The following is a 23,113-nucleotide window of genomic DNA, read 5'->3' on the forward strand; positions in this document are numbered from 1 at the left end:
CCCGACGCGGACGTACCCCCCTCGCGCACCCCCCTACCTCAGCGTCACCACGAACCGCGCCCCGCCGAGCCGCTCCGACGCCCCCGCCCCCAGCGTCCCCCCGTGTCGCCGCACGACGTCCCGGGCGATCGCCAGCCCGAGCCCCGCGCCCCCCTCGTCCCGGCTCCGCGCGTCGTCGAGCCGCACGAACCGCTCGAAGATCCGCTCCCGCTCCCCCTCGGGCACCCCGCCCCCGTCGTCCTCCACCACCAGCACGCCGCCGCCCCCACCGCGCCCCGCGCGCACCGTCACCACGACGGAGCCGCGCGCATGGCGCTGCGCGTTGTCCACGAGGTTGCCGAGCACCCGCGCGAGCTGGTTCCGCGAGCCGGTCACCTCCACGCCGTCCGCCAACTCGGCGGTCACCGGGACCCGTTCGCCCGAACCGGGCCCCGGCCCCGCCGCCCGCTGCGCGAGCACGTCCGCGACCAGCTCCCCCAGGTCCACCCGCTCCGACGCCCCGCGCCCGCCGCCCTCCCCCGCGTCCAGCCGGGCGAGCAGCAGCAGGTCGGCGGCGAGGCGCTGGAGCCGTACGGTGTCCTCGACCGCGCCCGGAACGTCCAGCAACTCCGGGTGCGCGGCGCCCACTTCGAGCTGCGTCCGCAAGGAGGCGATCGGGCTGCGCAGTTCGTGCGAGGCGTCCGCGACGAACCGCCGCTGCCGCTCCACGGACGCCTCAAGCGCGGCGAGCGTCTCGTTGGTCGTACGGGCGAGCCGCGCGACCTCGTCCCGCGACCCCGGCTCGGGCACCCGCCGGCTCAGGTCCTCCGACGCGGTGATCGCCGCCATCTCGCGCCTGATGCCCTCGACGGGCCGCAGCGCGCGCCGGGTGACGAGCCAGGTCACCCCGGCGACGACCACGAGCAGCACGGGCAGCCCGACGAGCATCGCCTCGCGCACGGTCGCGACGGCGCCCTGCTCGGTGGCGAGCGGGGCGCCCGCGTACACGGTGACGGTCCGCCCGTCCTCGTCCGTCGCGCGCACCGCGGCGAAGCGGTAGTCCGCGCTGTCGCCGTCGACGGTGGCGGTCCCCGAGGAGAAGCCGGGCGCGCCCCCGTCGACCTGCCCCCGCTCGGGCTCGTCGCCGTCCCCGTCCTCCTCCCCGTCGCCGCCCCGCCCCGGCCCTTCCCGCTCCTCCGGGGCCGGCCGCACCGCCCGCACGCTCCCGCTCCCCGTCCCCGAGATCCGCTCCAGGTCCTCGCTGACCGCGACCACCCGCCCGTCGGCCCCCACGACCTGCACGGGGTGGTTCTCGTCGTCGGGCAGCCGCAGCTCCCCGTACGGGACGTCGAGGGCGACCTGCGAGGCGACGCTCCGCGCGGTGACCTCGGCCTGGAGGTCCGCCTGGTCGATGAGGTTGGTGTGCAGCACCCGCAGGACCGCGAGCCCCGCCGCCACGAGCGCCACGGCCACCACGACGGTCGCCCCGAGCGCGGCCCGCGCCCGTACGGACCGCATCAGCGCCGCCCCGCCAGCCGGTACCCGGCGCCGCGCACGGTGTGGATCAGCCCGGCGCCGAGCTTGCGGCGCAGGGTGCTGACGTACACCTCGACGATGTTGGGATCGCCGTCGTACGCGAAGTCCCAGACGTGCTCCAGGACCTCCGCCTTGCTGACGACCGCGCCGGGCCGCAGGGCGAGCTGTTCGAGCACGGCGAACTCCTTGGTGGTGAGGACGACTTCGGTCTCCCCCACGTGGACGCGCCGGGCCGCGGTGTCGAGCGTCAGCTCCCCCACCCGCAGCACGGGCGACGCGGTGGCGCCGCGCCGCCGCAGCAGCGCCTTGATCCGCGCGACGAGCACGACGTACGAGAACGGCTTGGTCAGGTAGTCGTCGGCCCCGGTGTCGAGCCCTTCGGCCTCGTCGTACTCGCCGTCCTTGGCGGTGAGCATCAGGATCGGCACGTCGTTCCCCGCGGCCCGCAGCGCGGCGCACACCCGGTAGCCGTTCATGCCGGGCAGCATGATGTCGAGGACGACGAGGTCGTAGGGAACGGTCCCGGAGCGGTGCAGCCCCTCCAGGCCGTCGTGCACGACGTCGACGGCGTACCCCTCGGCGGTGAGGCCCTTGGCGAGGGCGGTGGCCAGACGCTTCTCGTCCTCCACGATCAACAGGCGCATGGGGCCAGGGTCCCAAATGGAACCTGAAGAGGCCTTCAGGCGCTTTCAGCCTGGGTTCAGCGTCGCCGCCCGAGAGTGGGGGCATGAAGAAACCCACGAAGCGCAACCTGGCGATCGCGACGGCGACGGCGGTACTGGTGGGCGGCGGCGCCGCCACGGCGTTCGCCCTCACCCACGACGGGGCCCCCGCCCCGCGGCCCCTGGCGGGCGCCACGGCGAACAAGGCCGTGGAAACGGCACTCTCGAAGGTCCCCGGCACGGTCGCGGGGGCGGAGCTGGACGACGACGGCGAGGGCGGCGAGTGGGAGGTCGACGTCTACGCGAAGGACGGCACGTGGCACGAGGTGACGGTCGACGCGAAGGGCACGGAGGTCGTGCGCGACCACGAGGAGCAGCGCTCCGGCGACGCCGCGGCGCCCGCCGCCCCGAAGGTCACCCTCGCCGAGGCGGTGGCCAGGGCCGAGCGGGCGACGAAGGACAGGGCGACGTCGGCCGAGCTGGAGGACGGGGTCTGGGAGGTGGAGCTGAGGACCGGCAGCGGCAAGGAGCACGAGGTGCGGGTGGACGCGGCCACGGGCAAGGCCGCCCCGGCGCGGCAGGCCGACGACGACGGCGCTGACACCGACGACTGACGCCGAGGTCGAACGCATCCCCTCCCGTGCGTCCGGTCGGGTGGTCGACGGGGGCCCGCCGTCTGACCCGGGCCTCCGTGGGCACCGCTGGTTGTACGGGCGGGCCCTGCCGCCCCCGGAGAACGGAGCGCGGCATGCGACTGACGACGGTGACGAACTACCCCGAGTCCGCGGTCACGCGCTGCGCGGAGCTCCATCCGCACCGCCCCACCGTGTTCTGCACGCGCCGCTCCGACCACCCGGGGAAGCACCACCACGAGTACAGCGACCGGAGCTGGGGGCCGTCCCCCGCGTCCGACGAGCCGGGGCGCGTCATCACGTGAGGGGCACCGCGGGGGCGGCCCCCGCCTACCCCTCCGTGACCCCCGCGACCAGCTCGTCCGCCGCCGCGTACGGGTCGAGGTCGCCCGCCACGATCCGTTCGGCGAGCGCGTCCAGGCGGCGGTCACCGCTCAGGTCGCCGATGCGCTCGCGCAGCGCGGTGATCGCGATCGTCTCGACCTCCCGCGCGGAGCGCGCGCGCCGGCGCTCCGCGAGCACCCCGTGCTCCTCCATCCACGCCCGGTGCTTCTCCAGCGCCTCGACGACCTCGTCGATGCCCTCGCCCCTGGCCGCGACGGTCTTCACGATGGGCGGGCGCCAGTCGCCGGGTCCCCGGGACTCGCCCAGGCCCAGCATGTGGTTCAGCTCGCGCGCGGTCGCGTCCGCGCCGTCCCGGTCCGCCTTGTTGACCACGTACACGTCGCCGATCTCCAGGATCCCGGCCTTCGCCGCCTGGATCCCGTCGCCCATGCCGGGCGCGAGCAGCACCACCGAGGTGTCGGCCTGGGAGGCGATCTCGACCTCGGACTGGCCGACGCCGACCGTCTCGACGAGCACCACGTCGCAGCCCGCCGCGTCCAGCACGCGGATCGCCTGCGGGGCCGCCCAGGCGAGCCCGCCGAGGTGGCCGCGGGTGGCCATCGAGCGGATGTAGACGCCGGGGTCGGACGCGTGGTCGGCCATCCGGATCCGGTCGCCGAGCAGCGCGCCGCCGGAGAAGGGCGACGAGGGGTCGACGGCCAGGACGCCGACCCGCTTCCCGGCCCGCCGGTAGGCGCCGACCAGCGCGGACGTCGACGTCGACTTGCCGACGCCCGGCGACCCGGTGAGCCCCACCACGTACGCCCCGCCGGTCAGCGGCGCCAGCGCCGCCATCACCTCACGGAGCTGCGGGGACGCCCCCTCCACCAGCGAGATCAGCCGGGCGACGGCGCGCGGCCGCCCTTCCCGGGCCTGGGCCACCAGCTGGGGGACGTCCACCATCACAGCTCCGTTCGGTCAGCGGTACGAAACTTACTTGCCCGGTACGCGCACGATCAGCGCGTCGCCCTGCCCGCCGCCGCCGCACAGCGCCGCGGCGCCCACGCCGCCGCCGCGCCGCTTCAGCTCCAGCGCCAGGTGCAGCACGAGCCGCGCGCCCGACATGCCGATCGGGTGGCCGAGGGCAATCGCGCCGCCGTTGACGTTCACCTTTTCCGGGGAGACCCCGAGGTCCTTCATTGACTGCACGGCGACCGCGGCGAACGCCTCGTTGATCTCGATGAGGTCGAGGTCCTCGACCGCGATGCCCTCCTTGCGCACGGCGTGCGCGATCGCGTTGGACGGCTGCGACTGGAGGGAGTTGTCCGGGCCCGCGACGTTGCCGTGCGCGCCGATCTCGGCGATCCACTCCAGGCCCAGCTCCTCGGCCTTGGCCTTGGACATCACCACGACCGCCGCGGCGCCGTCGGAGATCTGCGAGGCGGAGCCCGCGGTGATCGTGCCGTCCTTGGCGAACGCGGGCCGCAGCTTGCCCAGCGACTCGACGGTCGTCTCGGCGCGGATGCCCTCGTCCTTGGCGAAGACCACCGGCTCGCCCTTGCGCTGCGGGATCTCCACGGGGGTGATCTCGGCCTCGAAGACGCCGTTCTTCTGCGCGGCGGCGGCCCGCTGGTGGGACGCGGCGGCGATCTCGTCCTGCGCGGCGCGGCCGATGCCCAGGCGGGCGTTGTGCTTCTCGGTCGACTCGCCCATCGCGACGCCGTCGAAGGCGTCGGTCAGACCGTCGTGCGCCATCGAGTCGAGCATCTCGATCGCGCCGTACTTGTAGCCCTCGCGGGACTTCGGCAGCAGGTGGGGCGCGTTGGTCATGGACTCCTGGCCGCCCGCGACCACCACGTCGAACTCACCGGCGCGGATCAGCTGGTCGGCGAGCGCGATGGCGTCGAGGCCGGAGAGACACACCTTGTTGATCGTGAGCGCCGGGACGCTCATCGGGATGCCTGCCTTGACGGCGGCCTGGCGCGCCGGGATCTGGCCCGCGCCCGCCTGGAGCACCTGCCCCATGATCACGTAGTCCACCTGGTCGCCGCCGATGCCGGCCCGGTCCAGCGCGGCCTTGATGGCGATGCCGCCCAGCTCGGCGCCGGAGAAGGACTTGAGGGAGCCGAGCAGCCGCCCCATGGGGGTACGGGCACCGGCGACGATCACGGACGTGGTTCCAGAAATGCCAGACATACGCGTCACGGCCCCTTGGCTGGGAGAAGTGAATGAGGGTTAACCAGAATGTACTGAGCGGTACTGGCCCCGTCACCGGCCAGCCGGTGTGATCGCGCGCACGTTGCGTAACCACCCCTCGGAGCGCTGCACTGGCAGCATGCTGACGCGCATCGACCACATCGGAATCGCCTGCAGGGACCTCGACGCGACCGTCGAGTTCTACCGGGCCACGTACGGCTTCGAGGTGTTCCACACCGAGGTCAACGAGGAGCAGGGCGTGCGGGAGGCCATGCTCAAGATCAACGAGACCTCCGACGGCGGGGCCTCCTACCTCCAGCTCCTGGAGCCCACCAGGGAGGACTCGGCGGTCGGCAAGTGGCTGGCCAAGAACGGCGAGGGCGTGCACCACATCGCCTTCGGCACGGCGGACGTCGACGCCGAGGCGGCGGACATCCGCGGAAAGGGCGTGCGGGTCCTGTACGACGAGCCGCGCACCGGCTCGATGGGCTCGCGCATCACCTTCCTGCACCCCAAGGACTGCCACGGCGTGCTGACCGAGCTGGTGACGTCCGCGCAGGAGCCCGCTCAGCACTGAACGGTGCCGATCGGCCGGAATCTGGCCGGAAACCAGTCGCGAAAGTGGGTTACCCGGGATGTGGCGGGGTACAAGGAAGGGCCGCTCCTCCCGGCTGACCCGGAGCACTGACCTCCGCATACCCGGGCCGGTAGAGTGGGCGCTTCCGGGCCGGGGCCAGTCACGGGATCTGAGGATCTGACACCATTCCCGGGGGGCCGTCCGCGCCAGGGACGGTGCTTGTACGGGAAGAGTTCGCGACCAGGGGACGGATGGGACCGCGCAGTGCGGGGCTACGAACGCCAGGAGAGCCAGCCGGCTGACGACCATCTCTCGCGGTTCGAGGCCGAGATGGACCGGCTGAGGACCGAGCGGGAGAAGGCCGTCCAGCACGCCGAGGACCTCGGTTACCAGGTCGAAGTGTTGCGCGCCAAGCTCCACGAGGCGCGCCGCACGATCGCGGCGCGGCCCGCGTACGACAGCGCGGACATCGGCTACCAGGCCGAACAGATGCTGCGCAACGCCCAGATCCAGGCCGATCAGCTGCGCAGCGACGCCGAGCGCGAACTGCGCGAGGCCCGCGCCCAGACGCAGCGCATCCTCCAGGAGCACGCCGAGCACCAGGCGCGGCTCCAGACCGAGCTGCACAACGAGGCGGTGCAGCGCCGCCAGCGCCTGGACCAGGAGCTGAACGAGCGCAGGCAGACCGTCGAGGCGCACGTCAACGAGAACGTCGCCTGGGCCGAGCAGCTGCGCGCCCGCACCGAGGCGCAGGCCCGCCGCCTCATGGAGGAGTCCCGCGCCGAGGCCGAGCAGTCCCTGGCCGCGGCCCGCGCCGAGGCGACCCGGGTCGCCGAGGAGACCCGTCAGCGCATGGCGTCGGAGGCGGAGGGCGCCCGCGCCGAGGCCGAGGCGACGCTGCTGCGCGCCCGCAAGGACGCCGAGCGGCTGCTGGCCGCCGCCTCCACGCAGGCGCAGGAGGCCACGGCCCACGCCGAGCAGCTGCGCTCCACGACCACCGCCGAGTCCGACCAGGCCCGCCAGCAGGCCGCCGAGCTGAGCCGCGCCGCCGAGCAGCGCGTCCAGGAGGCCGACACCCGGCTGCGCGAGTCCCGCGCCGAGGCCGAGAAGCTCCTCGCGGAGGCCAAGGAGAGCGCGGCCAAGCAGCTGGCGACGGCCGAGTCGACGAACGAGCAGCGCACCCGCACCGCCAAGTCGGAGATCGCCCGGCTGGTCGGCGAGGCCACCAAGGAGGCCGAGGCGCTCAAGGCGGAGGCCGAGCAGAAGCTCGCCGACGCCGGCGCGGAGGCGGAGCGGCTGGTCACGGAGGCCGGCGAGAACGCCCGTACGGCGGCCGCCGAGGACTCGGCGGCGCAGCTCGCCAAGGCGGCCCGCAGCGCCGAGGAGATCCTGACCAAGGCGTCCGACGACGCCCGGGAGACCACCCGCAAGGCGTCCGAGGAGGCCGAGCGGATCCGCCGCGAGGCCGAGGCGGAGATCGAGCGGCTGCGCGCCGAGGCCGAGGAGCAGGCGGACGCGCTCAAGGGCGCGGCGAAGGACGACACCAAGGAGTACCGCGCCAAGACCGTCGAGCTCCAGGAGGAGGCGCGGCGGCTGCGCGGCGAGGCCGAGCAGCTGCGCGCCGAGGCGGTCGCCGAGGGCGAGCGCATCAGGGGCGAGGCCAGGCGCGAGGCGGTCCAGCAGATCGAGGAGGCGGCCCGTACCGCCGAGGAGCTGCTGACGAAGGCCCGCACCGACGCCGACGAGCAGCGCACCGCCGCCGGCGCCGAGAGCGAGCGGGTCCGCACGGAGGCCGCCGAGCGCGCCGCCCAGCTGCGCAAGCAGGCCGAGGAGACCCTGGAGCGCACCCGCGCCGAGGCCGACGCGCTGCGCGTCGAGTCCGAGGAGCAGGCCGAGGCGGTGCGGACGGCCGCCGAGGAGGCCGCCGCCGCGCTGCGCGAGGAGACCGAGCGGGCCGTCGAGGCCCGCCGTACGGAGGCCGCCGAGGAGCTGACCCGGCTGCACGGCGAGGCCGACGCCCGCCTGAAGTCCGCCGACCAGGCGCTGTCCGACGCCCGCAGCGAGGCCGGGGCGATGCGCCAGGAGGCCGCCGACGAGACGGAGCGCCAGCGCGCCGAGTCCGCCGAGCGGCTGCGCGTGCTGGCCGAGCAGGCCGAGACCGAGGCGGAGCGGCTGCGCGCGGACGCGGCCGCGGAGGCCGCGCAGTCCAGGGCCGAGGCGGAGGCCGTCGCGGTACGGCTGCGGGGCGAGGCCGCCGCGGAGGCGGAGCGGCTGCGCACCGAGGCGCAGGAGTCGGCCGACCGGGTCCGCGCGGAGGCCGCGGCCGCGGCCGAGCGGGTGGGCGCCGAGGCGCAGGAGGCGCTGGCCGCCGCGCAGGAGGAGGCGAACCGGCGCCGCAGGGAGGCCGAGGAGCTGCTGACCGCCGCGCGCGCGGACGCCGAGCAGGAGCGGGCGCAGGCCCACGAGCAGAGCGAGGAGCTGCTGGCGTCGGCCCGCAAGCGGGTCGAGGAGGCGCAGGCCGAGGCGCAGCGCCTGGTCGAGGAGGCGGACCGCAGGGCGCAGGAGCTGGTCTCGGCCGCCGAGGCGAAGGCCCAGTCGGTACGGGACGCGGTGGCCGGGCTGCACGAGCAGGCCGAGCAGGAGATCGCCGGGCTGCGCTCGGCGGCCGAGCACGCCGCGGAGCGCACGACGACCGAGGCGCAGGAGGAGGCGGACCGGGTCCGCTCCGAGGCGCACGCGGAGCGGGAGAAGGCCGCCGAGGACGCGGCGCGGATCCGCGCGCGCTCCCAGGAGGAGTCGGACGCCGCGAAGGCGCTCGCGGAGCGGACCGTCGGGGACGCGATCGCCGAGTCGGAGCGGGTCCGTACGGACACCGCGGAGTACGCCCAGCGGATCCGTACCGAGGCGTCCGACGCCATCGCGTCGGCCGAGCAGGACGCGGCGCGGGCCCGCGCGGAGGCCCGCGAGGACGCCAACCGCATCCGCTCGGACGCCGCCGCCCAGGCCGATCTGCTGATCGGCGAGGCGCGCGGCGAGGCGGAGCGGATCGACACCGAGGCCGAGGCCGTCAAGGTCGCGGCCGAGCAGGTCAAGGCGGACGGCGAGGCGGAGGCCGAGCGGCTGCGCGCGGAGGCCCGCGCGGACGGCGAGCAGGTGCTCGGCGAGGCCCGCGCGGAGGCGGACCGCACGCTGGGCGAGGCGCGTGCCGAGGCCGAGCGGACGCTCACCGAGGCGCGTACGGAGTCCGAGCGCACGCTCACCGAGGCGCGCACCGAGTCCGAGCGCACGCTCGACGAGGCCCGCACCGAGTCGGAGCGCACCCTCGACGAGGCCCGCAAGGCCGCCGACAAGCGGCGCGCGGACGCTGCCGAGCAGGCCGACCAGCTGGTCACGGAGGCGAGCGGCGAGGCCGAGCGGCTGGTGTCGGACGCGACGGGCGAGGCGGAGCGGCTGCGGGCGGACGCCGCCGAGACCGTCGGCTCCGCGCAGCAGGCGGCCGAACGGATCCGTACGGAGTCCGAGAAGCTCAAGGCGGCCGCCGAGGCGGCGGCCGAGGAGATGCGCGCGCAGGCGCGCGACGAGGCGGACCGCGCGCTCGACGAGGCGCGCGAGGCCGCGGCGAAGCGGCGCGCGGACGCCGCCGAGCAGGCCGACCAACTGGTCGCCAAGGCCCAGGAGGAGGCGCTGCGCGCGGCCACCGAGGCCGAGGAGCAGGCCGACACGATGGTCGGCGCGGCCCGCAAGGAGGCCGAGCGGATCGCGGCCGAGGCCAAGGTCGAGGGCAACTCCCTGGTGGAGAAGGCCCGTACGGACGCCGACGAGCTGCTGGTCGGCGCGCGCCGGGACGCGACCGCCATAAGGGAGCGCTCCGAGGAGCAGCGGGACCGCATCACGGCCGAGATCGAGGAGCTGCACGAGCGTGCGCGCCGGGAGTCCGCCGAGCAGATGCGCACGGCGGGCGAGCGGTGCGACGCGCTGGTGAAGGCGGCGACCGAGCAGCAGGCCGAGGCGGAGGCCAAGGCCAAGCAGTTGGTGTCGGAGGCCTCGACCGAGGCGAGCAAGGTGCGCATCGCCGCGGTGAAGAAGGCGGAGGCGCTGCTCAAGGAGGCCGAGCAGAAGAAGGCCAAGCTGGTCGGCGAGGCCGAGACCATCAGGTCCGACGCGGCGCGCGAGGCGGACCGGATGATCGCGGAGGGCCGCAAGGAACTGGACGTGCTCGTACGCAGGCGCGAGGACATCCAGGCCGAAATCTCCCGTGTCCAGGACGTACTTGAGGCGTTGGAGTCTTTTGAGGCCCCGTCCAGCGGCGGCGGCAAGGACAGCGGCGTCAAGGCCGGGGCAGGAGCGGGGGGAACTCGTTCGAGTGGCAAGTCCTCCGAGGGCTAGCCACTCAAAAGGCTGGACATTCTCCAGATCAAACGGGCATACGCTCGATGACACGCCGCTTTGGCCCCTAGGATTCCCCCTAACACCTCAGCCCGGTCTTCATTCGACAGGAACCCAGGAACCCCATGAGCGACACTTCCTCCCCCTTCGGCTTCGAGCTCGTGCGGCGTGGATACGACCGCGGTCAGGTGGACGACCGCATTACCAAGCTCGTCGCCGACCGTGACAGTGCTCTGGCCCGAATCACCTCTCTGGAAAAGCGCATCGAGGAGCTGCACCTCGAAACGCAGAACGCCCAGGCCCAGGTCAGCGACGCGGAGCCGTCGTACGCCGGGCTCGGCGCGCGCGTCGAGAAGATCCTCCGTCTCGCCGAGGAGGAGGCGAAGGACCTGCGCGAGGAGGCCCGTCGCGCCGCCGAGCAGCACCGCGAGCTCGCCGAGTCGGCGGCCCAGCAGGTGCGCAACGACGCCGAGTCGTTCTCGGCGGAGCGCAAGGCGAAGGCCGAGGACGAGGGCGTCCGGATCGTCGAGAAGGCCAAGGGCGACGCCCAGACGCTGCGGGCCGAGGCGCAGAAGGACGCGCAGTCGAAGCGCGAGGAGGCCGACGCGCTCTTCGAGGAGACCCGCGCGAAGGCGGCCCAGGCCGCCGCGGACTTCGAGACGAACCTCGCCAAGCGGCGCGAGCAGTCGGAGCGCGACCTGGCCTCGCGTCAGGCCAAGGCCGAGAAGCGCCTCGCGGAGATCGAGCACCGCGCGGAGCAGCTCCGCCTGGAGGCCGAGAAGCTGCGGACCGACGCGGAGCGCCGGGCGCGCCAGACGGTGGAGACCGCGCAGCGCCAGGCCGAGGACATCGTGGCCGACGCGAACGCCAAGGCCGACCGCATCCGTTCGGAATCGGAGCGCGAGCTGGCGGCGCTGACGAACCGTCGCGACTCGATCAACGCGCAGCTGACGAACGTCCGCGAGATGCTCGCGACGCTCACCGGTGCGGCGGTCGCGGCGGCGGGTACGCCCGCGGACGACGAGCCGATCTCGCGCGGGGTGCCGGCGCAGCAGACGCGCTGACCGCTTGCCGCGTACGTCGTGAGGAGGGCGCCCGCCCGGGAGACCGGGCGGGCGCCCTTTCGCGTGCGCGAGGCGGGGGCGGGGCGGGGGCCGGGCGGGGTGCCTTGTGGCGAGCCCGCTCGGGGTGCGTGGGGCAGGCGCGGGCCGGTATCCAATTGCTCGCGCAGTTCCCCGCGCCCCTGGGTGGCCTGAGCTGGACGGGGCCGTCAAGCACAGGTGCGCGCCCCGGCCCACCCCGCCGCCCCGCCCCGGTGGCGAGCGCCCGCGCTCCGTCTTAACGTGACCGCATGATCGAGCTCGACGGCCTGACCAAGCGCTACGGTGCCAAGACCGCGGTCGACCACCTCTCGTTCCGGGTGAGACCCGGTGTGGTGACGGGCTTCCTCGGCCCCAACGGCGCGGGCAAGTCCACCACCATGCGCATGATGCTCGATCTGGACACCCCCACGCACGGCGAGGTCCGCATCGACGGCAAGCGCTACCGCGACCTGGCCGAGCCGCTCAAGTACATCGGCGCGCTGCTGGACGCGAAGTCCATGCACGGCGGCCGCAGCGCGTACAACAACCTCCTGTGCCTCGCGCAGAGCAACCGCATCCCGGCGGCCCGGGTCGACGAGGTCCTGGACACGGTCGGCCTCACCGCCGTCGCGCGCAAGAAGTCCAAGGGCTTCTCCCTCGGCATGGGCCAGCGCCTGGGAATCGCATCCGCGCTGCTGGGCGATCCCGAGATCCTGATGTTCGACGAACCCGTCAATGGTCTGGACCCAGAGGGAATTCACTGGATCCGCAATCTGATGAAGGCACTTGCCGCGGAAGGCCGGACGATCTTCGTTTCCAGTCATCTGATGAGTGAAATGGCGCTCACCGCCGACCATCTCATCGTGATTGGCCAGGGAAGACTCCTGGCCGATACATCCATGGCCGAATTCATTCGCCAGAACTCCCGTAGTTACGTGCGGTTGCGCTCCCCGCAACAAGAGCGGTTGCGCGACGTCCTGCACCAGAGCGGCCTCGTCGCCGTCGAGGCGGGCAACGGCACGCTGGAGATCGACGGCGCCTCCACCGAGCAGCTGGGCGAGCTCGCCGCGCAGCACCAGATCGTGCTGCACGAGCTGAGCCCCCAGCAGGCCTCGCTCGAAGAGGCGTTCATGCAGATGACGGCGGGCTCGGTCGAGTACCACGCGCACAGCACGCCCTCCGGCGCGGCGCCCACCGCCGCCGCACCCGGCCCGCAGTGGGGCCAGAGCTACCGGGCCGAGCAGAAGAACGAGGGGGCCTGACCCATGGCATCCGTACCGGCCGTCCTCCAGTCGGAGTGGACCAAGATCCGTACGGTCTCCTCGACCGTCTGGACCCTGGTCAGCGCCTTCGTGGTGACCGTCGCGATGAGCGCCGCGCTCTGCGCGCTGATGAAGTCGACGTTCGACGACCTCTCCAAGGAGGAGCAGCTCACCTTCGACCCGACGCTGGTGAGCTTCTCGGGGATGATGCTGGGCCAGCTCGCGATGGTGGTCTTCGGGGTGCTGGTGGTCGGCACGGAGTACACCTCCGGCATGATCCGCACCTCGCTCGCCGCGGTGCCGCAGCGCGCCACGTTCCTGTTCAGCAAGGTCGCGGTGGCCGGCGGCCTCGCGCTGGCGGTCGGCCTCGCGACCAGCTTCCTCTCCTTCTTCCTCGGTCAGGCGCTGCTGGGCGACCACCGGGTGGGCATCGGCGAGCCGAACGTCCTGCGGGCGGTCGTCGGCGCGGGCCTCTACATGGCGCTGATCGCGGTCTTCTCGATGGGCGTCGCCACGATGCTGCGCAGCTCGATGCTGTCGCTCGGCATCCTGATGCCGTTCTTCTTCCTGATCTCGCAGATCCTCTCGGCGGTCCCGGGCGCCAAGGACGTCGCGCGCTACTTCCCCGACCAGGCGGGCTCGAAGATCATGCAGGTGGTGCCGGACGCGATGGGCTCGGACCCGGCGCCGTACGGCCCCTGGGGCGGTCTGGCGATCATGGTGGGCTGGGTGGCGCTCGCGCTGCTGGGCGGCTGCCTCGTGCTGAAGAAGCGCGACGCCTGAGCCGCCCGCCCGCGCTCCCTCCGGTCCGCCGCCCCGGCCTCCCGCGCGGTTTGGCCGGAACCGTCAAGGGCTGGTTATCCTCCTAACTCTTACGGGGGCGTACGGCTGACTGGCGTGGGCCCCGACGACGACATCAGTCGATGGGGCTCTGGAGAATGATCGAGGCAGTCGGCCTGACCAAGCGCTACGGCGCCAAGACGGCCGTGTACAACCTTTCCTTCCGCGTGCGGCCCGGTGCCGTCACCGGCTTCCTGGGCCCCAACGGCGCGGGCAAGTCCACCACCATGCGCATGATCCTCGGCCTCGACCAGCCGACGTCGGGCAGCGTCACGATCGGCGGGCGGCCCTTCGCCCAGCTGCCGAACGCGCCGCGCCAGGTCGGCGCGCTGCTCGACGCCAAGGCCGTGCACGGCGGCCGCAGCGCCCGCAACCACCTGCTCTCGCTCGCCCAGCTCTCCGGCATCCCGGCCGCCCGGGTCGACGAGGTGCTGGGGGTCGTCGGCCTCCAGGAGGTCGCGAAGAAGCGCTCCAAGGGCTTCTCGCTGGGCATGGGGCAGCGTCTGGGCATCGCCGCCGCGCTGCTCGGCGACCCGCAGGTGCTGCTCTTCGACGAGCCGGTCAACGGCCTCGACCCCGAGGGCATCCTCTGGGTCCGCAACCTCATGAAGAAGCTGGCGTCCGAGGGCCGTACGGTCTTCGTCTCCTCGCACCTCATGAGCGAGATGGCGCTCACCGCCGACCACCTCGTCGTGATCGGCCGCGGCCAGCTGATGGCCGACATGAGCGTCAAGGACTTCATCTCGACGAACTCCGCGGACTTCGCCCGGGTGCGCACCCCGCAGACCGAGCCCGCGCAGCGCGAGAAGCTGTCCGCCGCGCTCACCGAGGCGGGCGGCCAGGTCATGCCGGAGCCGGACGGCGCGCTGCGCGTGACCGGTCTGCCGCTGCCGAAGATCAGCGACCTGGCGCACGACGCGGACGTACGGCTCTGGGAGCTGTCCCCGCACCAGGCGTCGCTGGAGGAGGCGTACATGCGGATGACGCAGGGCGCCGTGGACTACCGCTCCACCGCCGACCAGCGCGCCGGGCTCCAGCAGCCGCACCCCGGCGGCCACCCGCAGGGCCCCGGACCCGACTTCCAGGCGCCCCAGCAGAACTGGTACGCCCCGCCGCCGCCCGGAGCGGGCCCGCCGCCCGGCACCGTACCCGGCCAGAACCCGTACGCGGCCGCGCCGCAGCAGGCACCGGCGGCGCCGGCCGCCGCCCCGCAGCCTCCGGCGGCCGCGCCCGCCGACCTGACCAAGCCCGAGGACGCCCGATGAGCACCCCTTACCCGCCGCAGGCACCGGCGGCAGCGCCCGAGTTCGCCCCGCAGCACGCCGGGTACGTCTCGCCGATCCCGGTCCGCTCGACGCACCTGGGCCACGCGCTCGCCTCCGAGTGGACGAAGATCAAGTCGGTCCGTTCCACGACCTGGACGCTGAGCGTGCTGCTCCTGCTGGAGATCGGCATCGGCCTGCTGGTCGCCGCCCAGACGGCCGACTCCGACTACCTGGACACCCCGGTCAGCGTCCCCGGCGTGTTCGGACTGATGCTCGGCCAGATCTGCGTGATCACGCTCGGCGTGCTGGTGGTGTCGTCGGAGTACGGCACCGGCATGATCCGCACCACGCTCACCGCGTGCCCGCAGCGCTGGCGCGTGCTCGCGGCGAAGATGCTGGTCTTCTTCGTCCTCGCGTTCGTGGTGACCGCGGCGGGCGTGGCGCTGGTGGTGCTCGCCTCGTCCGGGATGCACAGCGGCCCCGAGGTCCCGGAGCTGACCGGCGGCGACTGGGCGCGCGCGGTGCTCGCGGCTCCCGCCTACATCTCGACGCTGGGTCTGCTGGCCGTCGCGGTCGGTTCGATGCTGCGGCACTCGGCGGGCGCGATCACCGCGATGCTCGGCGTGGTCCTGCTCCCGCCGATCATGGCCGGGTTCCTGAGCATCTCGGAGTCCACCGCCAAGGTCGGCGAGAAGATGGCGGAGTACAACGTGCCCAACTCGATCTCCACGATCTACGGCCTGGCCATGGAGGAGGGCGCCGAGGGCGGCGCGCAGTTCGCGGTGCTGGCCGTCGTCACGGCCGTCGCCGTCGCCGCCGCCTTCGCCCTGCTGGCCAAGCGCGACGTGTAGGGCCCGCCCCGCCGGGCGGTCAGAACTTCGGCGCGTTACGGGACCGCTGCACCCGCGTGGTGCGGCGGTCCTTCGCGTTCCAGCACGCCTTGTGCCAGTGCCTGCGGTCGTCGACGCCGCCGTACTCCGGCCAGGCCACCACGTGCGGGACGCCCGAGGGGATCTCCTGGTCGCAGCCGGGGCAGCGGTAGCGCTTGCCGATGGAGCTCGCGCCCGCGACGTGGCGCACCGACCACTCCTCCCCCTGCCAGCTCTCGCGCTGGCCGAAACCGCCGTAGCGGTCCCCCGTGTCGCTCGCTGCGTCGGCGCGGCTGTCGCCGTCCTTGGGTCGGTTGCGGCGCGGGGACACGTGACACCTCACGGGGGCTTAACGGGGCTGAACGGGCACTTCCCGAACAGCGTAGGGCCATTCGGCACGGGTAGTCGTCCCGCACGGCATGAGACCGTGGCCGGTACGGGGGGCCGTTACCGGACAATCACAACAACTTCGCGGGTGGACCGTGCCTTTGGCACGTGTCAGACGTTGATGCCGGTAAGGGGGTAGCCGCGTCGGCTGCGAGGAGGGCATGAGGCGATGCGCGTAGGAGCTTTTGTACTGGCGGCCCAGTTTCCCGGCCAGGGACAGGGAGAGGCACTGCATCGAGCAGTGCGCACCACGGAAGTGGCGGAGGAGGCCGGCCTGGACTCCGTCTGGCTGGCCGAGCACCACTTCGTGCCGTACGGCGTGTGTCCCTCGGCGGTGACGCTGGCGGCGCTGCTGCTGGGCCGCACGCGCCGGATCAGGGTGGGGACGGCGGTCAGCGTGCTGTCCACCCAGCATCCGGTGGCGCTCGGCGAGCAGGCCGCGCTGCTGCACGTGACCAGCGGCGGCCGGTTCTCGCTCGGCGTGGGGCGCGGCGGCCCGTGGGTCGACCTGGAGGTGTTCGGCGCGGGCATCGAGGCGTACGAGCGCGGCTTCCCCGAGTCGTTGGACGTGCTGCTGCGCTGGCTGCGCGAGCCCAGGGTGGCGGCGGACGGCGAGCGGTACGCCTTCCGCGAGGTGGCGGTCGTGCCGAGGGCGGACGAGCTGCTGGACGAGGAGCTGTCCGGCGGCCCCGAGGTCGTCGTGGCGTGCACCTCGGCCGGGAGCGTGAAGCTGGCGGCCGCGCACGGTCTGCCGATGCTCCTCGGGATGCACTGCGGGGACGACGACAAGGCGGAGATGGTCGCGCTGTGGCGGGCCGAGGCGCGGGCCGCGGGCCATCCGGCGGAGCTCGTGGCGGACCCGGGGCACGTGTCGGCGGGCGTGGCGCAGATCGCGGACCGGGCGGCCGACGCGGCGCAGACGCTGGTGAAGGCGATGCCGGGGTGGCTGAAGCAGGGGCTCGACGCCCATGTGACGGTCGACGGCAGGCACCGCGCGATGCGCGATCCGGTGGCGTACACGGAGCTGCTGTGCGGGCTGCACCCGGTGGGGCCGCCGCGACTGGCCGCCGACCGCATCGCGACGACGGCCGAGCGCACGGGCATCAGTCGCTTCGCGCTGCTGATGGAGGGTTCGGGCGAGCTGTCCGCGACCGAGGAGAACGTGCGCCGGATCGGCGCCGAGGTGCTGCCGCTGCTGTGCTGAGCGGTCGGGCGGTCCGCCGGGGCGCCCGTCGTACCGGGCGCCCCGAGGACCGTCGGCCCCGCCGTCCCGCGGCGCGGCGTTCGCGCCTCCGGCGGGGCCTTGGAGCGGTCAGTGCCGTCGCCCCGGCATCAGTCGCACCTCCCGCGATGCGACGCGGCGGCAAAAGGCGTCAGCAGTCGCGCAGTTCGGGCGACTGGTTGAGCAGTTGGCCCCTGATGGAAGTGAAGCGGGCCAGGCGTTCGTCTACCGACGGGTCCAGCGGGAACACCGCGACGCGGTGGCAGTTCTGGAACGCCAGACGCACTCCGAAGTGCCGCTGGAGCGCACCGCGGATCGCGTCGCTGGCAAGCGCGCGCAGCAGCTGGCCGCGCGCCTGCTCGTCCGGCGGAGGCGTCTGGTTGTCGGCGAACTCGCCGCCGTCGACCTTCAGCTGAGCCACCAGAGAGCTGATCATCTCCCATGCGTACGGCAGGGAGGTCCGGACGCAGTCGACGAAGGCAGCTTCGTCGACCTCGCCTCGCTCGGCCTGTTCCAACAGCGCCGGTGAGACGTCGAGCGACATGGGTTCTCCTCTCGCGGCCCCGGGGAGCGGGGCCTTACGGGCAGGGAAAGAGGACGACGACGCAGAGTGCACGAGCGGCGACCTCCTGCTTCCACGGTAAGCGCGCTGTCTGGCATGCACCAGGAGATTGGAACCACAACCGGCCAATAACGAACGGGCCCTTACGGGGCGAATCGCGCGGACGCCCGGCCGTCGAGTAGCGTTGTCGACCATGCGCCTTGTCATTGCCCGCTGCTCCGTGGACTACGCGGGTCGGCTCACCGCCCATCTGCCCTCCGCTCCCCGCCTCATCCTGGTGAAAGCGGACGGCAGCGTCTCGATTCACGCGGACGACAGGGCTTACAAACCGCTCAACTGGATGTCGCCGCCCTGCACGCTCAAGGAGGGCGACGACAGCGTCTGGACGGTGGTGAACAAGGCGGGCGAGAAGCTGATCATCACGATGGAGGAGATCCTCCACGACTCCTCGCACGAGCTGGGCGTCGACCCCGGTCTCATCAAGGACGGCGTGGAAGCCCACCTCCAGGAGCTCCTGGCCGACAGGATCGAGACACTTGGCGAGGGCTACACGCTCATCCGCCGGGAATATCCCACCGCCATCGGCCCCGTGGACATCCTCTGCCGCGACGCCGACGGCGGGACGGTGGCCGTGGAGATCAAGCGGCGCGGCGAGATCGACGGCGTGGAGCAGCTGACCCGCTATCTGGAGCTGCTGAACCGCGATCCGCACCTGGCGCCGGTCAGGGGCGTCTTCGCCGCGCAGGAGATCAAGCCGCAGGCGCGGGTCCTGGCGACGGACCGGGGCATCGGCTGCACGGTGCTGGACTACGACGCGCTGCGCGGCATCGAGGACGACAAGCTGCGGCTGTTCTGACGCGGTTTCCGTACGGGGACGGCCCCGGTCCCGCTCGCTGAGCGGGACCGGGGCCGTTCGTCGTCCGTGTCAGGCCGCCGTGGTCGGGCCCGTCCTGGCTGAGCTGCTGCTGGCGCCGGGACTGCTCGGGCCCGTGGTCGTACCGCCCGCGCTCGCCGTGCTCGCGGTGGTGCCGCCCTGGGTCGTGGGTCCTGTGCTGGTGCCGGTGCTGCCGCCACCAGCGGGGTTGCCCCCGGTGGTCGGGCCGCCCGTGGTGGGGTCGCCCGTGGTGGGGCCGCCCGTCGTCGGGTCGCCCGTGGTGGGGCCGCCCGTCGTCGGGTCGCCGGTCGTGGGACCGCCCGTGGTGGGGTCGCCGGTCGTGGGACCGCCGGTCGTCGGGTCGCCCGTGGTGGGACCGCCCGTGGTGGGGTCGCCGGTCGTGGGACCGCCCGTGTCGGTCCCGCCGGTGTTGGTGGAGCCCCCGTTGGTGCCGCCGCTCTGAGTGCCGCCCGTGCCCGTGTTCGTGCCGCTGGTGCCCGTGCCGGTGCTCGTGCCGCCCGTCGTCGGGGACGGGGAGCCCCCGGTGGTGCCGCCCGTGGCAGCGCCGCCGTCGCCGTTCTTGGTCGCGTCGCTCGACGGCCCCGGGCCGTCGGTGCCGCCGTCGCCCGAGCCGCCCGTACCGCCGCCCGTACCGCCGTCTCCCCCGCCGCCGGGGCGGTCGGTGGAGTCCTGGGTGGGCTCGTCGGCGTCCAGGCCGCCGCCACCGTCCTCCTCGCCCACCGACTGGCCGGTCTTCACCTTGTCGGTCGGCGGCTTCTCGCCGCCCGACGTCGCCCCGATGGTCACGGCCGTGCCGAGCACCGCGGCCAGCAGGACGCCCGCGCCCGCCGCGACGAGGTTGCGGCGGGCCCCGCCGAGCAGCCCGAGGCGCCCGCCGAAGCGCGCGCCGCGCTTCTTCTCGGGCTGGACCACCTGGGGCGTCATCACCGTGACGATCTCGTCCGGCGGCGCGGGCGGCGTGAACGGGGTGACCGCGGGGGTGCCGCCGGGCGGCGACGCCGACTCCTCGTACCGCGCGGCGGGCACCTCCTCGCCCGCGGGCGTGCGCCCGCCGACCACGAGGCCGCCCGAGCGGTCGGTGACCAGGGCCAGCGCCCTGCGGCCCGCGACCGTGCCGCGCTTGTCCGCGAGGACCCCGCGCATGCCGATGGAGGTCTCCAACTCGGCGCGTGCCCGGTCGAGTTGACCGGAGCAGAGCGCGAGGATCCCCAGCTCGTGGTGGAAGTACGCCTCTTCCGCGACCTCGCCCGCGACCCTGGCCGCCTCCTGGCCGCCGCGCAGCGCCCGCTCCCAGGCGCCCCAGTGCAGTCCCGCGGCGAACGCGGGCGCCGCGCTGCGGGCGAGGAGCACCGCGCTGCTGGCGTGCCCCGCCTCCTGGCTGCGGGCCGTCGTGCCCAGCGCGGCGAGCACGGCGTCCGCCTCGGCCGCCGCCCGCTCGGGCGTCACCGACGGGTGCCCCGCCCACCAGGCGTAGTGCTGGGCCGCGGTGTGCGCGCGCTCGACGGCGTCCTCGTCGTACCCGGCGGCCGCCAGCTGCTCGACGGCGCCCGCGGCAAGCCGGTAGCGCTGGCCGGCCGGCGAGAGGAGCCCGCAGGCGAGCAGTTCGCCGATGGCCGTGTCCGCGTGGGTGTCGCCGATCAGCGCGGGCAGGTGCGCCTGGTGCGGCACCTCGCCGCCGAGCGCGACGGCGAACCGCAGCGTCTGCCGGGCGGCCTCGCCCAGCCGGGAGGCGAGCAGCGGCGCGGGGGCCGCGCCCTCGCCGAGGGTGGGCAGCGGCTCGTCGCGCCGCGCGCCGCCGAAGGCGGAGAACGCCTCGTCGACGAGGTCGCTCGCGCTGCCGTACCCGTCGCCGTCCTCGGGTCCCGCGCGCCGCTCGTCCCGCTGCCGCAGCAGGGCGCCCGCCTGGACGAAGCGCAGTGGCAGGCCCTCGGACTCGAACCAGAGGTCGCCCGCCCAGTTGGCCTCCTCGTCGGTGAGGGGCCGCTCGACGGCGCGCTCCAGCAGTTCGATGGAGGCGCTGCGGCCGAGGCCGCCGAGGGCGACCTCTTCGAGGTGGGACTCGGCGTGCGGGGCGGCGACGTCGGGGGTCGCGGCGAACAGGAAGGCGCATTCGGGCGTGGCGTCCAGCAGCTCTTCGAGCGCGTCGCCGCCGAACTCCAGGTCGTCGAGGACGACGACGGCGCCGATGTCGTGGACGAGTTCGAGCAGTCCGGCGCGGTCGAGGCGCCGGCGCGGCGCGCTGAAGACGGCGGCGGCCAGTTCGTACAGCAGCTCGGTGGGGGTGCGGCGGTGGCCGTTGAGCCGGACGACGCCGTCGGGCGCGAGGTCGGCGCAGTCCGCGGCGACCGCGTCGAGGAGGCAGGTGCGTCCGGAGCCGGCGGCTCCGGTGAGCCGTACGGACCGGCCGCGGGACAGCAGGCCCACCAGCCGTTCGTGCTCCTCCTGGCGCTCCAGGAGCGGCAGCGGGGGTGCCGCGGGGCCGGGCGGCAGGGCGGGGCCCGCCGCCCGGTCGAGGTCGGCGCGGTCCTCGGGGCCGTGCCGGACGGGAGGCGCGGGCTGCTCGCCGGGCGGGCAGGGTTCTATCTCGCTGCCGTCGACGGGGTTGACGGTCAGCAGGAAGTCGCCGGATATGAGCTCGACCGTGCGGGCGGGTGCGGGTCGGGGCTGTCCGAACTCGGGGGTGAGGGGGTCGCGCGACGGCCGTCGGCTGCCCTCGCCCTCCCCGCGGTGGTCGCCGTCCCGGCCGTACTCTTCAGGTCCCCGGTTGATCGGGTCCATGATCAAAGCCCCCCAAAAGCGGCGCTCGCGGTTGCCCCTCCCGGCCTCGCAAGTCCCGCTGTCGCTTCTGGTCCGGTGTCCACCGCACGGGTTCGTCAATCGGCGGACGGCCGAACCCTAGACCTCGAACAAGTATCTCCGAACACCCGGGGTGCCGCTCCGCCCAGGACGTCACAGTCTCGTGAGGATTGGGCACCCTGCCCCGTGGCGCCCGGGACGCCCCGGAAGGAGGGGGTCCCGGACGGTTCCTGGGGCGGTGTGCGGCCGTCCGCCCGCTCGCGGGAGCGGGTAGGGGGCGTTCAGACCCTGGGCAGCGAGTCGGCGGCGATGCCGCCCTCGATGGCGAGGATGCGGTGCAGCCGCGTCGCCACGAGCAGGCGCTGCATCTGCGGCGGCACGCCGCGCAGCACCAGGCGCCGGCCGCAGCGGCCCGCCCTGCGGTGGGCGCCCATGATGACGCCGAGTCCCGTGGCGTCCCAGGAGTCCAGCTCGGTCAGATCGAGTACCAGGTCCCCGGCTCCGTCGTCGACGGCGGAGTGCAGGACCGACCGGGCGTCCGCCGCGCTTCGGACGTCGAGGCGGCCCCCGACGACCAGCTCGGCGTGGTCGCCCCTGATGTGCATATGCGCTCCCCTGAGTGCGTGTGAGGTGTCCTTCACGTCTTCGCCTTGCAACAACTGACTGCCCGACAGACGGAGAAGTTGCCGCCTGTAAGCGAACCGATACCGAATTCACCCCTGCAGGTGATGTGGAGTTGGCGGTTCGGCTCAGTGCTTGTAGAAGCCCTGCCCGCTCTTGCGGCCGATGTCACCCGCGTCCACCATCCGGCGCATCAGCTCCGGCGGCGCGAACTTCTCGTCCTGGGACTCGGTGTAGATGTTGCTCGCGGCGTGCAGCAGGATGTCGACGCCGGTCAGGTCGGCGGTGGCGAGCGGGCCCATCGCGTGGCCGAAGCCCAGCTTGCAGGCGACGTCGATGTCCTCGGCGCTGGCGACGCCCGACTCGTAGAGCTTGGCGGCCTCGACGACCAGCGCGGAGATCAGACGGGTCGTCACGAAGCCCGCCACGTCGCGGTTGACGACGATGCAGGTCTTGCCGACGGACTCGGCGAACTCGCGCGCGGTGGCCAGCGTCTCGTCGCTGGTCTTGTAGCCGCGGACCAGCTCGCAGAGCTGCATCATCGGGACGGGCGAGAAGAAGTGGGTGCCCACGACGCGCTCGGGGCGCCCGGTGACGGCCGCGATCTTGGTGATCGGGATGGCGGAGGTGTTCGAGGCGAGCACGGCGTCGTCCCGCACGATCTTGTCGAGCGTGCGGAAGATCTCGTGCTTGACCTCCAGCTTCTCGAAGACCGCCTCGACGACGAGGTCGGCGTCGGCGACCGCGTCGAGGTCGGTGGTCGTGGTGATCCTGGCGAGGGCGGCCTCGGCGTCGTCGGCGGCCAGCCTGCCCTTGGCGACGAACTTGTCGTACGAGGCCTTGATGCCGTCCGTGCCCCGGGTCAGGGCCTCGTCGGTGACGTCGCGCAGCACGACCTCCCAGCCCGCCTGGGCCGAGACCTGCGCGATCCCGGACCCCATGAGTCCGGCCCCGATGACGGCGAGCTTCCTGGCCACTGCACACCCCTTGTCAACTGCTCTTGCGCTGCTCTCGCAACTA

The 23,113-nt window shown here is 73.6% G+C and carries 20 protein-coding genes; 11 read left to right on the forward strand and 9 right to left on the reverse strand.

Going from position 1 to position 23,113, the window contains the following annotated elements:
- Positions 1 to 33: 33 nt before the first annotated feature.
- Positions 34 to 1,497, reverse strand: a complete 1,464-nt coding sequence (locus tag ACIBNE_RS16495; protein ID WP_399271999.1) for an ATP-binding protein — start codon at positions 1,495 to 1,497, stop codon at positions 34 to 36.
- On the reverse strand, positions 1,497 to 2,159 hold the full coding sequence (locus ACIBNE_RS16500; protein ID WP_399272000.1) for a response regulator transcription factor: 663 nt from the start codon (positions 2,157 to 2,159) through the stop codon (positions 1,497 to 1,499). Before ACIBNE_RS16500 ends, ACIBNE_RS16495 begins: the two co-directional genes overlap by 1 nt.
- Before the next feature lie 83 nt (positions 2,160 to 2,242).
- On the opposite strand from ACIBNE_RS16500, the gene ACIBNE_RS16505 reads away from it, so the two are divergent.
- Positions 2,243 to 2,791, forward strand: a complete 549-nt coding sequence (locus tag ACIBNE_RS16505; protein ID WP_399272002.1) for a PepSY domain-containing protein — start codon at positions 2,243 to 2,245, stop codon at positions 2,789 to 2,791.
- 134 nt (positions 2,792 to 2,925) lie between these two features.
- Positions 2,926 to 3,114, forward strand: a complete 189-nt coding sequence (locus tag ACIBNE_RS16510; RefSeq protein ID WP_399272004.1) for a hypothetical protein — start codon at positions 2,926 to 2,928, stop codon at positions 3,112 to 3,114.
- Between the two features lie 25 nt (positions 3,115 to 3,139).
- Here the strand turns inward: ACIBNE_RS16510 and meaB are convergent, their stop codons facing one another.
- Both meaB and ACIBNE_RS16520 read right to left on the reverse strand, forming a co-directional pair.
- On the reverse strand, positions 3,140 to 4,096 hold the full coding sequence (meaB, locus tag ACIBNE_RS16515; RefSeq protein WP_399272006.1) for a methylmalonyl Co-A mutase-associated GTPase MeaB: 957 nt from the start codon (positions 4,094 to 4,096) through the stop codon (positions 3,140 to 3,142).
- Positions 4,097 to 4,126: 30 nt separating this feature from the next.
- Positions 4,127 to 5,329 (reverse strand): acetyl-CoA C-acetyltransferase, encoded by a 1,203-nt coding sequence (locus tag ACIBNE_RS16520; RefSeq protein WP_399272008.1) that lies wholly within the window; start codon positions 5,327 to 5,329, stop codon positions 4,127 to 4,129.
- Between the two features lie 139 nt (positions 5,330 to 5,468).
- Between ACIBNE_RS16520 and mce the strand changes: the two genes are divergently transcribed.
- The 7 genes from mce to ACIBNE_RS16555 all read left to right on the forward strand — a co-directional run bounded on the left by mce (position 5,469) and on the right by ACIBNE_RS16555 (position 15,592).
- Entirely contained in the window at positions 5,469 to 5,906 is a 438-nt protein-coding gene (gene mce / locus ACIBNE_RS16525; RefSeq protein ID WP_399272010.1) for a methylmalonyl-CoA epimerase, read from the forward strand.
- 264 nt (positions 5,907 to 6,170) lie between these two features.
- On the forward strand, positions 6,171 to 10,292 hold the full coding sequence (scy, locus tag ACIBNE_RS16530) for a polarized growth protein Scy (RefSeq protein WP_399272012.1): 4,122 nt from the start codon (positions 6,171 to 6,173) through the stop codon (positions 10,290 to 10,292).
- A 125-nt stretch (positions 10,293 to 10,417) separates the two neighbouring features.
- Positions 10,418 to 11,356, forward strand: a complete 939-nt coding sequence (locus tag ACIBNE_RS16535; RefSeq protein WP_399272014.1) for a cellulose-binding protein — start codon at positions 10,418 to 10,420, stop codon at positions 11,354 to 11,356.
- 287 nt (positions 11,357 to 11,643) lie between these two features.
- Complete coding sequence (locus ACIBNE_RS16540; RefSeq protein ID WP_399272016.1) at positions 11,644 to 12,636, forward strand: ABC transporter ATP-binding protein; 993 nt, start codon at positions 11,644 to 11,646, stop codon at positions 12,634 to 12,636.
- Positions 12,637 to 12,639: 3 nt separating this feature from the next.
- Entirely contained in the window at positions 12,640 to 13,419 is a 780-nt protein-coding gene (locus ACIBNE_RS16545; RefSeq protein WP_399272018.1) for an ABC transporter permease, read from the forward strand.
- Positions 13,420 to 13,574: 155 nt separating this feature from the next.
- On the forward strand, positions 13,575 to 14,741 hold the full coding sequence (locus tag ACIBNE_RS16550; RefSeq protein WP_399272020.1) for an ABC transporter ATP-binding protein: 1,167 nt from the start codon (positions 13,575 to 13,577) through the stop codon (positions 14,739 to 14,741).
- On the forward strand, positions 14,738 to 15,592 hold the full coding sequence (locus ACIBNE_RS16555) for an ABC transporter permease subunit (protein WP_399272022.1): 855 nt from the start codon (positions 14,738 to 14,740) through the stop codon (positions 15,590 to 15,592). The genes ACIBNE_RS16550 and ACIBNE_RS16555 overlap by 4 nt, the downstream gene beginning before the upstream one ends.
- A gap of 19 nt (positions 15,593 to 15,611) precedes the next feature.
- On the opposite strand, the gene ACIBNE_RS16560 is transcribed toward ACIBNE_RS16555, so the two are convergent.
- Positions 15,612 to 15,941, reverse strand: coding sequence for an ATP/GTP-binding protein (locus ACIBNE_RS16560; RefSeq protein ID WP_399272024.1), 330 nt, complete (start codon positions 15,939 to 15,941; stop codon positions 15,612 to 15,614).
- 225 nt (positions 15,942 to 16,166) lie between these two features.
- Here ACIBNE_RS16560 and ACIBNE_RS16565 point away from each other — a divergent pair, with 225 nt between their 5' ends.
- Positions 16,167 to 17,201, forward strand: a complete 1,035-nt coding sequence (locus ACIBNE_RS16565) for an LLM class flavin-dependent oxidoreductase (RefSeq protein WP_399272025.1) — start codon at positions 16,167 to 16,169, stop codon at positions 17,199 to 17,201.
- A 169-nt stretch (positions 17,202 to 17,370) separates the two neighbouring features.
- Here the strand turns inward: ACIBNE_RS16565 and ACIBNE_RS16570 are convergent, their stop codons facing one another.
- Positions 17,371 to 17,763: an SCO5389 family protein gene (locus tag ACIBNE_RS16570; protein WP_005311822.1), complete on the reverse strand. Its 393-nt coding sequence runs from the start codon at positions 17,761 to 17,763 to the stop codon at positions 17,371 to 17,373.
- Positions 17,764 to 17,974: 211 nt separating this feature from the next.
- On the opposite strand from ACIBNE_RS16570, the gene nucS reads away from it, so the two are divergent.
- On the forward strand, positions 17,975 to 18,637 hold the full coding sequence (gene nucS / locus ACIBNE_RS16575) for an endonuclease NucS (RefSeq protein ID WP_399272027.1): 663 nt from the start codon (positions 17,975 to 17,977) through the stop codon (positions 18,635 to 18,637).
- A gap of 69 nt (positions 18,638 to 18,706) precedes the next feature.
- On the opposite strand, the gene ACIBNE_RS16580 is transcribed toward nucS, so the two are convergent.
- The 3 genes from ACIBNE_RS16580 to ACIBNE_RS16590 form a co-directional block, all read right to left on the reverse strand.
- A complete protein-coding gene (locus ACIBNE_RS16580; RefSeq protein WP_399272029.1) occupies positions 18,707 to 21,454 on the reverse strand; it encodes an ATP-binding protein in 2,748 nt (915 codons plus the stop codon).
- A gap of 299 nt (positions 21,455 to 21,753) precedes the next feature.
- Positions 21,754 to 22,077, reverse strand: a complete 324-nt coding sequence (locus ACIBNE_RS16585) for an STAS domain-containing protein (protein ID WP_399272030.1) — start codon at positions 22,075 to 22,077, stop codon at positions 21,754 to 21,756.
- Positions 22,078 to 22,221: 144 nt separating this feature from the next.
- Positions 22,222 to 23,070, reverse strand: coding sequence for a 3-hydroxyacyl-CoA dehydrogenase family protein (locus tag ACIBNE_RS16590; RefSeq protein ID WP_399272032.1), 849 nt, complete (start codon positions 23,068 to 23,070; stop codon positions 22,222 to 22,224).
- Positions 23,071 to 23,113: the final 43 nt, after the last annotated feature.

Origin of the sequence: Streptomyces sp. NPDC050504, from assembly GCF_044458065.1 — a bacterium.
Lineage (GTDB): Bacteria > Actinomycetota > Actinomycetes > Streptomycetales > Streptomycetaceae > Streptomyces.